This window comes from Cupriavidus sp. C2SS-8b, assembly GCF_057073745.1.
In genome coordinates, this window is sequence record NZ_CP172718.1 from 295,129 (window position 1) to 307,000 (window position 11,872).

12 protein-coding genes are annotated in these 11,872 nt (G+C 59.5%); 7 read left to right on the forward strand and 5 right to left on the reverse strand.

All coding sequences use genetic code 11. The annotated features are described in order from the left end of the window. The first annotated feature begins 151 nt into the window (after positions 1 to 151). The 4 genes from ACIGJB_RS30990 (at position 152) to ACIGJB_RS31005 (ending at position 3,642) form a co-directional block, all read left to right on the forward strand. A complete protein-coding gene (locus ACIGJB_RS30990) occupies positions 152 to 745 on the forward strand; it encodes a DUF6088 family protein (protein WP_483735184.1) in 594 nt (197 codons plus the stop codon). Then, positions 738 to 1,775 (forward strand): nucleotidyl transferase AbiEii/AbiGii toxin family protein, encoded by a 1,038-nt coding sequence (locus ACIGJB_RS30995; RefSeq protein ID WP_483735139.1) that lies wholly within the window; start codon positions 738 to 740, stop codon positions 1,773 to 1,775. The genes ACIGJB_RS30990 and ACIGJB_RS30995 overlap by 8 nt, the downstream gene beginning before the upstream one ends. A 269-nt stretch (positions 1,776 to 2,044) precedes the next feature. Next, a complete protein-coding gene (locus ACIGJB_RS31000; RefSeq protein WP_483735140.1) occupies positions 2,045 to 2,407 on the forward strand; it encodes a helix-turn-helix domain-containing protein in 363 nt (120 codons plus the stop codon). Further along, complete coding sequence (locus ACIGJB_RS31005) at positions 2,404 to 3,642, forward strand: type II toxin-antitoxin system HipA family toxin (protein WP_483735141.1); 1,239 nt, start codon at positions 2,404 to 2,406, stop codon at positions 3,640 to 3,642. The genes ACIGJB_RS31000 and ACIGJB_RS31005 overlap by 4 nt, the downstream gene beginning before the upstream one ends. A 392-nt stretch (positions 3,643 to 4,034) precedes the next feature. On the opposite strand, the gene ACIGJB_RS31010 is transcribed toward ACIGJB_RS31005, so the two are convergent. Then, the gene (locus tag ACIGJB_RS31010; protein WP_483735142.1) at positions 4,035 to 4,376 is read right to left on the reverse strand and encodes a hypothetical protein; all 342 of its coding nucleotides are present in this window, start codon (positions 4,374 to 4,376) and stop codon (positions 4,035 to 4,037) included. Positions 4,377 to 4,902: 526 nt separating this feature from the next. On the opposite strand from ACIGJB_RS31010, the gene ACIGJB_RS31015 reads away from it, so the two are divergent. Both ACIGJB_RS31015 and ACIGJB_RS31020 read left to right on the forward strand, forming a co-directional pair. Next, positions 4,903 to 5,241 (forward strand): helix-turn-helix domain-containing protein, encoded by a 339-nt coding sequence (locus ACIGJB_RS31015; protein WP_483735143.1) that lies wholly within the window; start codon positions 4,903 to 4,905, stop codon positions 5,239 to 5,241. Positions 5,242 to 5,452: 211 nt separating this feature from the next. Continuing rightward, entirely contained in the window at positions 5,453 to 5,728 is a 276-nt protein-coding gene (locus ACIGJB_RS31020) for a hypothetical protein (RefSeq protein WP_483735144.1), read from the forward strand. Positions 5,729 to 5,753: 25 nt separating this feature from the next. Here ACIGJB_RS31020 and ACIGJB_RS31025 read toward each other — a convergent pair whose 3' ends face one another. Together ACIGJB_RS31025 and ACIGJB_RS31030 are read right to left on the reverse strand one after the other, a co-directional pair. Further along, positions 5,754 to 7,112 carry a type II toxin-antitoxin system HipA family toxin gene (locus ACIGJB_RS31025; RefSeq protein ID WP_483735145.1) on the reverse strand — a complete coding sequence of 453 codons (1,359 nt, stop codon included), beginning with the start codon at positions 7,110 to 7,112 and terminating at the stop codon, positions 5,754 to 5,756. Next, positions 7,109 to 7,531 carry a helix-turn-helix domain-containing protein gene (locus ACIGJB_RS31030; protein ID WP_483735146.1) on the reverse strand — a complete coding sequence of 141 codons (423 nt, stop codon included), beginning with the start codon at positions 7,529 to 7,531 and terminating at the stop codon, positions 7,109 to 7,111. Before ACIGJB_RS31030 ends, ACIGJB_RS31025 begins: the two co-directional genes overlap by 4 nt. A 657-nt stretch (positions 7,532 to 8,188) precedes the next feature. Between ACIGJB_RS31030 and rpoD the strand changes: the two genes are divergently transcribed. After that, positions 8,189 to 10,219 (forward strand): RNA polymerase sigma factor RpoD, encoded by a 2,031-nt coding sequence (gene rpoD, locus ACIGJB_RS31035; RefSeq protein ID WP_483735147.1) that lies wholly within the window; start codon positions 8,189 to 8,191, stop codon positions 10,217 to 10,219. Positions 10,220 to 10,325: 106 nt separating this feature from the next. Here the strand turns inward: rpoD and ACIGJB_RS31040 are convergent, their stop codons facing one another. Next, on the reverse strand, positions 10,326 to 10,496 hold the full coding sequence (locus tag ACIGJB_RS31040; protein WP_483735148.1) for a cold-shock protein: 171 nt from the start codon (positions 10,494 to 10,496) through the stop codon (positions 10,326 to 10,328). Between the two features lie 287 nt (positions 10,497 to 10,783). Next, positions 10,784 to 11,467: a hypothetical protein gene (locus ACIGJB_RS31045; protein ID WP_483735149.1), complete on the reverse strand. Its 684-nt coding sequence runs from the start codon at positions 11,465 to 11,467 to the stop codon at positions 10,784 to 10,786. Between the last annotated feature and the right edge of the window lie 405 nt (positions 11,468 to 11,872).

Here is an 11,872-nt window from a genome sequence, read left to right on the forward strand (position 1 = left end):
GACGGAACGCCTCTCTGAGTTCGCGGCTGTCATCCTTTGATTTTCAGCGGGTCGTTGCCGCGGCCTGGACCACCGTCGCTTGAATGTCAGAAAAATATAGGCTATTTTATGACATATGAAAACGACCACTCCAACCGTTCCAGACCAGATCATGCGGCGCGCCCAAGCTGTCGGGCGTGGCGGAGTCTTCACACCCAGTGATTTTCTGGACGTAGGAGCTAGGGCCGCGATTGACCAAGCGCTGTCGCGATTAACCAAAGGTGGAAAACTACGTCGTTTGGCGCAAGGCCTGTACGACTATCCGAAGGTACACCCGAAGCTTGGCCCGCTTTCGCCGGCGCCGGATGACGTCGCGCAGGCACTTGCGCGGGAGACCGGGTCACAAGTGCAGATCGCAGGTGCACGCGCGGCCAATGTGTTAGGTCTGACAACTCAGGTTCCGGCGAAAAGCACTTACCTGACCAACGGTCCCGCCCGCCGTGTCGTGCTCGGCAAGAGGATCGTCGATCTTCGCCATGCCTCACCCAAACACCTGATTGCCCCGGGCAGCGCAGCGGGGACCGTGTTTCAGGCCCTTCGCCATGTCGGGCCCTCGCGTGCGGCGGATGTGGTGCAGATCGCAGCGAGTCGTTTGTCGACAAGCGACAAGCGGACGCTTGCATCGACCGCGGTCCAAGCGCCCGCGTGGATGCGCCCGACTCTCGTGTCGATCGCGAACGCGGCAACGGGTGAGATCCATGGATAAGGTCGCCAGACTCCCGGCGGAGGATCGGGCCGCGCTCTTTGGCGAAACCGGCGCTGGAAGGGGGGTCGCCAATACGATCATTGAGAAGGACTTTTGGGTCTGCTGGACGTTGAAGCGGCTGTTCAGTCTACAGCGCCAGGACGCTGCGGCCCTTGTCTTCAAAGGAGGCACATCGCTGTCCAAAGCGTTTGGCGCGATCCGGCGCTTTTCCGAAGACATCGATCTGTCCTTCGACCGCGCCGACCTCGGCTACACGGGTGACCGAGATCCCGAGACAGATGGAATTAGCCGGAAGCAGGCAAACCAGCTCATCAAGGAGCTGGTGGACGATGTCGAGCACCACATCGCCGAAAAGCTGTTACCAGCGCTTCGAGCCGTGATCGTGGCGCAGCTCGGCGAGCCGAATCAAGGTCACTGGTCCCTGGAGATTGACTCAAACGATGCGCAGACGGTGAACTTCCACTATCCGACCGCGCTGCCTGCCCCCGAATATGCGGGCATGGCGTACATCACGCCGCGGGTAAAGCTCGAACTTGGCGCGCGCGGCGATCCCTGGCCAACCGAACAGCGGGTCATTCGTCCCTACGCGGCGGAAGATTATCCCGATTTCTTTGACGAGGCCGACTGTACCGTCACGGTCCTCTCGGCGCAGCGTACCTTTTGGGAGAAAGCCACAGCACTGCATGCGGAGGCACATCGCCCAGCGGAGTCGTCGACACCACAGTATTTTTCGCGACACTACTATGACCTCGCCATGCTTCTCGAAACCCCAGAGGGTAAGGCGGCCGCAAGGGACCTCGAGCTATTCGCACAAGTGGTGACGCACAAGGCGACGTTCTTCCGATCAAGCTGGTCACGTTACGACATCGCGTGTCCCGGCACGCTGAAGCTCATCCCAAGCGCGGCGCGTATTAAGGACCTGCACGCCGATTACCGGGCGATGGCTCCAATGATGTTCGATGAGAATCCGCCTTCGTTCGAGGACGTCCTTGCGCGAATCGAGCAGTTGGAACGAACCATCAACTGTTAGTTGAATATGTGCCCCATACAACTCATGTCGGAAAATATGCCTGTGCCCAACCATCGCCGCAGACGCCGCTGCTGACTTTCAAGCTTGAAAGTCAGCAGCGAATCGAGCCACCCCCATCGATCGGAACATTTTTCTATTTAACATAATCCTTATTCGACGCAAAATTGATTGTGCATCACATTAGTTGCACGTGCCGGCCTGAGACGTTGTAGGCGGATCCGCGTGCTTCGATCTCAAAAAGCAAATAATAGTTTCTACCTCTGGCTAGTTTGGATATTATTGATTCCATCATGCCTAGAAAAGCCAACGCCGTCTCGACGCTGCCAGGACCGGTCAGTCGCTCCCTGATTCAGCTCGGCCTCAACCTCCAAGTCGCCCGCAAACGACGCAAGGAGACCATGGCGTCATTTGCTGAGCGGATGCAAGTCTCCGTTCCTACGCTCCGGAAGATGGAGCAAGGCGATCCGACAGTGTCAGTGGCGGTCTATGCGATGGCGCTCTGGTTGGTCGGCCGCTTGAAATGGCTTCCGGAGATCGCGAACCCCGCGGCCGATGACGTGGCGCTCGACCTTGAGCTCTCCCGCATTCAGCGCCCAGCGGCCAAGTCTCAGGCCCAGTGGAAAAAGCCATGAATGACCATCTGTTTGTCTGGTTCTATCCGCCCCACGGCCACGAACCGCAGCTCTGCGGACGCCTGGATCTAATCGGTGGCCGGCAATGTCTGTTTGCCTATGCGCGCGAGTACCTGAGCCGGCAAGCCGCCATCGCGCTGTGCCCCGACCTGCCGTTGCGCGACGGCCAGTACGCCGCGCCAGTCGGCTTGGAGCTGCATCCGGTGTTCGAGGATGCCGGACCGGACCGCTGGGGTCGCCGCGTCATTGATCGGGCCTTCAACCCGCGCCGGCGCGCCGCGATCGACTACCTCGCTCTCGCGGGCGAGGACCGAATTGGAGCCTTGGGCTTCTCGGACTCGGATGACGTCTACCAGGTTAATCACGTTCCCGCTTTTCACCGCGGCGATCTGCCTAGCCTCATCGAGGCCGCCCGCGCGGTAGAGCTTCAGCTGCCGATTGATGACAGGCTCCGCCAACTGCTGCGCCCGGGAGGGACCGCCGGCGGGGCTCGCCCCAAGGCAGTCATCGAGGACGACGGCAGTGCCTGGATCGCAAAATTCCCGGCCGAAGGCGATGATGTCGATTTCTGCGCCATTGAACATGCTTCCTTGCGCTTGGCGAGGGAATGCGGCATCGAGACTCCGGAGTCCCGTTTGGTTCAGCTGGGCCGCAGCCATACGTTGCTGGTGAAGCGATTTGACCGGGAGCCTGGCGGTGGCCGGATTCACTTTGCGAGTGCGCGCACGATGTTGCTCGGAGACGGGATTCCCGAAGAGCAGATGGCCTATGCGGACGTCGCCGAGTTCGCTCGCCGCTTTTCTCCCACGCCCGCGGAAGACAGCCTTCAGGTGTTCCGCCGCATGGTCCTGAATATCCTGATCGAGAACACGGACGACCATGCAAAGAATCATGCCTTCCTGCATCAGGGTGCGGACCGTTGGCGACTGTCGCCCGTCTACGACGTTCAGCCGCAGTTGCAGGGAATTCAGTACCAGCAACTCATTGTTGGCGATGAAGGAACCGATCCTACGCTGACCAATGCGCTTTCCCAAGCTGGCCGCTTCATGCTGACGCCTGCCGAAGCTTATATGGAAGTCCAGCGACTCCTGGACACGGTGTCGGGCTGGCGCGAGGTCTTCCGAGAGGCCGGCGTCTCGGAACGTGACATTCGAGAGCTTGAGCCTTTCATGATGCGAGATTCGGAACTACCGCCACCCCCGACCCGGCGGCGCTCCGAGCGCTCTACCGGTTGAGCCGCCTCCCGAAAACCATGAGACCGCGCAGTCCTTGGAAGTGCCGCTACTTCGTCGATACCGAGTTCACCGATTTTCTGGACTGCCAGCTTATTAGCATCGCGATTGTCGGCGAGGACGGGCGCGAGTTTTACGGTGAGTGTTCCGACTTCGATCTGTCGGCATGCAGCGAATTCGTGCGCGCGGCCGTGCTGCCACAACTCGGTCAGATAGCGGGCCGGTCGATGTCGGGCTCACAACTGAGGGCCGAACTGCGGGCATGGCTGCTCGCCGTGCCCGCTAAGCCCAAGCCGATTCTGTGCTTCGACTACCAAGGCGACTTCGACTTGCTGTCCGACCTAGTCGATGGCGACATCCCGACCGGCTGGAGGTGCGAGCACATCGGGAGTCGCCTAGCTTTCGATAAACAGGAAGCCTACTTCCGCGAGCACGGGGCTGGCAAAAGTCCGGCGACCAGAGTGACTGCCAAAACCGGGGCCAAAGCCAGCTGCACGATACAGACCTGTAACGTAGCTCTGCAGGCTGTCGGCAGCCAGGTATTCCGCCGGCGCATCGGCCTCGTTCGTGCGGCGCTTAACACTCGGCTCGTACCTACTGCCCTTGTGCGTCAGGATGAGGGATGTCTGTGGCATCAGGCCGCTATACCTGGTGCGATCCATCGCGGTGCCCTTGTCATGCACCCAGCGCCAGTCGATGTAGCGCTTTAGGGCCAGAACAGTCTTCGGGTGGCTCAAGTAGATGCAGCGCTGCCGGCAACCCTTTGTGATCGTTGCACGTAAGCTTACTTCGGTGCGAAGCCGGCCGGAGGTCTGCGTCGGACACATTGACGAATTTGAGACGGCTTCAGGGTCTTAGCGCGCCTGATATGCATATGTTCTCCAATCTCGGAATACGCTCGATGAGAAACGGCAGGCGCTCCTTTGCATGATAAATCGGCCGGCCACATGGGGTACTCAAGCAGCTGGTCGCTGCCGTTAGCTGCATGAGCCGCATGCCTGTTCGAGCCAAGAAGAGCCAGCGTGGAGGCGGCTCACAGAATTCTTTCGCTATCGTGAAATTATACTGGACACGACAACAACGGCTCCCAGCTGGAACTCACCGAACCCCGCAATAAGCACTCACCTATAAGCGAATAATCATATTTATCGCTTATATCTAAGCGATAACTGGACCTATCAACGATGGTTGACGAAAATACTGCGGTATTGTCACCTCATAACCGCTCACATGGCCACCCGTACCGTACAAAAGCGCTCATAGATGAGCGCTAATGATGAATACGTCTTGCCGACGCCAGTCTCTCGCGCCTTGATAAAACTGGGCCACGACCTGTCGCTGGCCCGCCGTCGCCGACAGCTGACACAGGAGTCCATGGCCGAGCGCATTCAGACGTCGGTCGCCACCCTGCGTCGGATGGAAAAGGGTGACTCGCGGGTACAAATCGGGACAGTCGTCCAAGCGTTCTTCGTCCTTGGCGAGCTCAACAAAATCACTGACCTGATGGACACGGCGTCCGATGAGATTGGCTTGTCTCTCATGAACGAGCGGCTGCCCCAACGCGTGCGGCGCAAGAGTGCCAAGAAGACGGGAGCACTCTAATGGCCCTCAAACAAAAGAAGGTGAGCGTCGTGCTGGGCCAGGCCGGGATTGCTCTTGGCGAGCTCGTTCGCAGACACTGAGCCCGACGGCTGGGGCTGTCGGGTCATCGCGCGCGACCACGCCAAGCGCCGCAAACGGGCGCAGCAGGACGGCAAGCCCGTCCCCGCCGCCGAATTGAGCGAGTTGGACTACCCTGCTGGGCGTCGACGATGTGAGTCGAATCGGCGCCGTCCGGCTCGTCGACCAGAATACCAAGGAGTTCCTGCGGGTCATCGAAGACGACGGCCGAGGCACACCGCCGCTGCTAGAGCTCGCACACCTGATGGCAGCCTCTCGCGCGGTGGAGATGAATCAGGAGACCGAAGCCGACTTGCGCTACCTGCGCGGCCGCGGTACGTCGCTGGGCGGGATGCGCCCGAAGTGCACCATCGTCGATGAACGTTGCCATACACGGATTTGGACCGACTTCACGGCCCGGTCTCTTTAACGGCTCCCATGCGGCCTGGCCAGCGCTATCGTGATTTGTGGCTAAACGCGCCATCCGGGTTGATATAGGGGTTCACTTCCTTTTTTGAGGTGCCCTTCGGGCCAGACAAGCCAATTTGCTCGCGTAGCGGCGCGGGCTCGGTCTTCCCGGGCTTGGCAGTCGGCTTGATGTCCTCCAAGCCCCTTGCCCACTCGTCCGCCATCAGTTTCGCTGTCTCCCGAAAATCGGGGAATCGCTCCGTCATCTCTCGCATGATCGGCAGGACTTGTTGGACCGCATCTTCCACCTTCTCGAGGCAGGCTTTTCTCACGAAGGCCGGGAGCCCCATGACTTTACCGCCAACTTCATGAAGCGTCTTACCGCACGTCCATACCTTCTTGCCTGCGAGTGTGAGCGCGGGTGTGTCTCGCTTCAAGTGCAGGTAGACGGTCACAGTGACAATGTCGAACGCCGGCGCAAATCGAGCATTGTTGTGGGCCGTGTAAAGAAGTGCGAAATTTTTGAGGTGCGCGTCGCCGTTCTTCAACGCATAGTTCACGAGATGGAGCGTAAACAGTCTTGCCATATCCTCTTGTTGATGCTCGGGCGGAACGCGTAGCTTGATGATCCTGGCCAGCGCCTCAAGTGACCCTCCCCCGCTAGGACCGCCGCTGTATTTGTCCACTGGAAGAAGGCCTGCGAGTGAACAAAAATCTTCGAACGCAATCATCGATCCGTCAGGAGTTCGGTCGAATCGCTTCACGGCCAACACCTGCCCATCATTGGAAAGGCGAGTCACTGGCACTTCCAAGCCAGCATGCCGAGCCACTTCGAGGCAGAGATATTCGTTGATAGCAATCCAAGGTAACTCCGCCGAGCCCGTCTTCAGGATGTAGTTCGGCGTTCGGGCGGTGACTTTGTCCTGCTCACGCAGATTTGGGACACGTTCCACTGCAAATGACTTTGGCATGACCCCAGAAACGCCTTGAGAGATATCCGTTCTGAGGAGGCCCAGCAAGCTTTCGCGTGAATCGGCAGAAGCCAGCACGCTGGCCATGTCCTCAACGTCCTTTGCGCTTGCCAGCTCCAATTCTTCCGGCACGACCTGCACGCGACCGATACCATTCGCTCCGGTGAGCGCAAGCAAACCGATCTCACTCATGTCCGCGTGCGGGCCAACGGCCTCTCGAAGGAAATCCTTCTTGTAGCCTTCCGGAAGATTCATCTGAAAGATAGGATGAATGCCGCGCGGATATACGTAAGACTGCAGGCGAACTGGCATGGAGAGAGAGACGAGCTTGTCCGGATCAACGCCAGGCAAATAGCTGAAAACCCCGGCCGCCCCTTCTTCCGTGAGTCGACCCACCATCTGGCCGTCGACATACACGTCGAGGTTCTTTGTCATTTCTTGGGATCTTTCTTACCAGTGTTTGGTTTGAGGAAACTTGCGAGGCCAGGTCGGAAATCTTGTTCGCCTGCCCGGACATTGCGGACCCGCTGCCGCAGAATGCGATTCCGCTCAAATAACGACTTCGGGAGAACGTGCTCGATGTCGGAGGCATGCGCACCACCGACGCTCTGAAACTGCTCTGCCACCAGGTCATCCAATGTGTGGCCTTGCCCCAAGGGACGAGCGACCAACTGGAGTCCGACCGTTTCGAAAAGCGACAACACCTTCACGACGCCAAGCTCGGGAAGTCCACCGTTCTCGAAGGCACTAATGCGCGAGCGCGAAATACCAGTCAGGTCAGCGACTTCCTGCTGCGTCCTGCGCGCCTGGAGACGGGCGGCCTTGAAAGCCATCCCGAGTTCAACAAGGTTCATACGTCACCTATGTGGGACATTAACCACCATTTTACGTTAACGTCACTATAGCGTTACCTTGCATCGAAGCAAGCACAATGCGCCATTAACGTCTCGATATCACGACATTAAGACCAATTTATGGAACGGTGTCTCGTTTACGAGATGTTATGAGTGCCTTGTACTATATATTAAGTACTGAGCGCACAGGACCTGCGGCTTGTACGACGGAATCGCTGGGGGCATCGGTGGTGGGAGGGGCTGGGACAGAGTGATTGTTTCCTCGCAGATTCCCCCTCACGCGTGGATTGCCGTCCACGCCGCACCGGGAAAAGCCGCCCGCGGGAGCAGCAACGCATCGGATGGACCAGCTTAGGCGTAAGGCGCGTCCGCACGCCAAGCGAATGGTATTTCCGCACAGGTCGAGGACCGCATCCGAGGATGAGGCCTTGCCTGATCGGGGGCTACGCTTCCGGCCATGCATGCTGGTCCCTGGCGGCCGCACCCTCGCTAATCTTGGCCGCATGCGAGGCACATGTTGCACCGCACAACGACATCTGGTAAAATTCAAATTCCCCATTCTGCGCACAGCGGATTCCGCGAGAGGCATTCCGGCCTCGACTATCCGTGCGTCATTCCACGATTTCGTTCGCACCCCGGCAGCCTTGACCAGCCGTCATGTCCGCGACGATTGTCGGCCAATCCGTCGAGGAGAGTGTATTGGCAAATCCAGTTCGCGACGATTCAGCACCCCGCACCATCGCGGTCACGTCAAAGACCGGCCGCCGCTCTCCAAAAAGAAAGATCCAGGCGGTCGCAACACCGCTGGACAAAGCGTCCATGGCGCATCAGGACGAGGAGCGTCAACGTCAGATGCGCGCGCTGATCGCGCTTGGCCGTGAGCGTGGCTATCTCACCCACGCGGACATCAACGATCACCTCCCCGACAACGTGACGCAAACTGCTGCGATGGAGACGATCGTCAGCACGTTCAGCGACATGGGGGTGACCGTGTACGAGCAGACGCCCGACGCGGAGACGCTCCTGTTAAGCGATGCCGCGCCTGCTGCGGCATCCGACGATCAGGCGGCCGAGGAAGCGGAAGCTGCACTGTCGACCGTCGATTCCGAATTCGGCCGCACGACGGATCCGGTCCGGCTGTACATGCGCGAAATGGGCGCCAGTGAATTGCTCACTCGCGCCGGCGAAATCGAAATCGCAAAACGCATTGAAGGCGGCTTGCAGGACATGATTCAGGCGATCGCCGCGTGTCCGTCAGTTGTGTCCACGATTCTCGCCGACGTGGACCGCATCGTTGCCGGCGAACTGCGTATCGACGCGCTGGTCGATGGCATCAGCAAAAACGTGAACGAAAGCGAAATGGCGCTAGAGTCCGATGAAGTTCAAGTGGAAGCAGACGCCTCCGACGATGACTCAGACGGTGACAAGGCTGAGGCGGACGCCGGGGGTCCGGAGAAAGCGAACGCAGCCCGCCTCGAAGAACTCACGGTCGGCAGTCTTGCGATTTTCGCGCGCGTGCGGGCACTGTTCGAGCAGTTGCCGGACACGCCCGTGACCGGGAAAGCCCGTTCCGCAGCCGTTGCGCAACTGCGCTCGGAGATCCAGCGCGAACTGGCGCCGATCCGCTTCACGGCCAAGACGATCGACCGCCTGTGTGCCAGTGTGCACGAACAGGTTACCGAAGTTCGTGCGATCGAGCGCAGCATCCTGGAGATCGCCGTCGACCGTTGCGGCATGCCGCGCGAGGCATTTGTCGAGTCGTTCCCGGGCCACGAGACTGACCTGAAATGGACCCACCACATGGCGGCGACTTCGCCGCAGTTAGGCGCCGCGCTCAAGCGACATCTGCCGGCCATTCAGGCCGGCCAGCAAAAACTCATCGAGATCGAGGCCAGGGTCTCGCTGCCACTCCAGCAGCTCAAGCAGATCAATCGCCAGATGAGTGCCGCGGAGTTGAAAATGCGGCAGGCCAAGCGAGAGCTGATCGAAGCGAATCTTCGCCTGGTCATTTCCATCGCCAAGAAATACGTGAACCGCGGCATGCAGTTCCTGGATCTGATCCAGGAAGGCAATATCGGCCTGATGAAGGCGGTGGACAAATTCGAATACCGCCGCGGCTGGAAGTTTTCGACATACGCCACCTGGTGGGTCCGGCAGGCTGTCACGCGTGCGCTTGCCGATCAGGCGCGGACCATTCGTGTACCGGTCCACATGATCGAGATGATCAACAAGCTGAACCGGATTTCGCGCGAATTCCTGCAACAGACGGGACAGGAAGCGCATCCCTCCGTCCTCGCCGAGCGCATGGAGATGTCCGAGGAAAAAGTGCGCAGTATCCTCAAGAGCGCGAGGCAACCGGTCTCGCTCGAGACCCCTGTGGGCGACGACGCCGACGCGACGCTCGGCGACATGATTGAGGATGTCTCGGCGAGTTCACCGGCTGAGGCCGCGATCCAGGCGAATATGCGCGCCGCCATCGATGAGGCACTCGATGGGTTATCGCCGCGCGAGGCCAAGGTCCTGCGGCTGCGATTCGGCCTCGATACAACCTCTGATCGCACGCTTGAAGAGGTCAGCAAGCAGTTCGACGTGACCCGCGAGCGGATCCGTCAGATTGAGATCAAGGCGATGCGCAAACTGATGCATCCCAGTCGCGCTGAAAAGTTGAGGCCCTTTCTCGAGCATTGAGAAAAGGCGGAGGCATGCATCCCTTTTCGCCCCTGCTTCAGATCCGCAGCGATCACGCGTCGGCCTAATCGCCGCCCTGGCAGGACGCGTTCGCAGTGCAGAAAGCTTACAGCGGTTTGATGCTCGCTGCCTGCTTGCCCTTGGGACCCTGCTTGACCTCAAAACTGACCTTCTGGCCCTCTTGAAGCGATTTGAAGCCGCTTCCCTGAACCTCGGAGAAGTGCGCGAACAGGTCATCGCTGACGACGCCGCCGGCCTGCGCCGGGCGTGTGACCATCTTGTATCACAGGTGACCCGTCGCCCACAATCCGGTGTTATTTGAGCGACTCCGCTGAGCCGTGCCCTGACGTGGTGCCGGACGAGTGTTGGTACTGGGATACAACGAAGGTGTTGGCAAATAAAGAACCCCTACGCGCTCACCGGATCTAGGCTGGTCGGGAACTCGATTCGCTGCAACGCTTGCGGGGAACACTCTTCGATGAAGAGCTATCTCGGCGTGTTTGAGGGGGCGTGGCGGATCTCGGCCGAGACGCTTGCAGGGCGGATTCAGCGATAAGGGGTCTCCTAGCGTTCGGCGAACGCTTCGGCCGCGTCCTTGACCTGCTCGAGCATGCCTCGCTCAAGCGCTTCCAATGGTGAAATATTTTCGAGGGACGCCTTGGCCGTTGTGAAGAATTGCCACTTGCTCCAGCCAGGCAAATCGCCAAGCAGTTTTGTGACAGCCTCCAACTTGCGACGGTCGAGTTCTTCCGACAGGTAAAACGCCGGGTAGTACTGGTCGGCCCCCACATCTACCGTGAAGATGCGACCAGACGACAGGGCCTTGTTCAGGGCTTGTCGGGTGACACCCAGTCGTTCCCACATGATGGCTGGCGCCAGAAGCAGCCCCTCTCTAACAAGCCGCAGGCGGCCGTTGATGGCTTCTGCCTCGCTCGGGAATTTGGACTTGGCTTGACTGGACACGCGTGCTGTGCGCGGAACGCTGACCGAATGACCGGTCTGTTTGCGCGCTTTTTGCCCGGCTTTAACGTGTTGGAAAGACGGCGTGTTGAAAAGGAACTGGGCGTTCTTCAGGACGACGGCGATACCCTTCTTGAGGAGTTTGCCCAGTTCGGCATCGGGCACGTCAAGCAGCGCTTTCGCCGGCGCCGCCCCTTGAGCGAGAGCAACGGCGGCGGCAATGCGCACATAGTTTTCAGCCTCGGGCGCGAGGACGACGTCGGACTTTACTGCAACTGCGGCTTTCATTGAAACCATTCTTGATGCCTTATACGCAGCGTAGGTTTTCTGCGCAACTATGTCAACCATGACAACCCATGGTATAGATAGGGCACAAATAAGACCAGCGAAGAAGGTACACCGGTCAGCTCAGACCGGCGCGCGCCTCGTGTCAGGCTGAGGTCTGTCAGGTCGCGCTCGGTCCTTTGCAGCGATCTCCCTAGCCTCGCTAAGCTCCTTCGGGCTGTCGAACTGCCGTTGCGGGATGACAGCCTCCGTCAGCTGCTATTGCCTGGCGCCGCCCGTCCCCAAGCCCTTGCGTGATCAATCGCGCAGCCCGCATCAGGGCGGCGAGATGGCCAGCCAAATGCGGACAGGTCGACAGAATTCCGGGACAATCAGGCCGATGGACGCGCTGCAATCTGCAGCAATCCG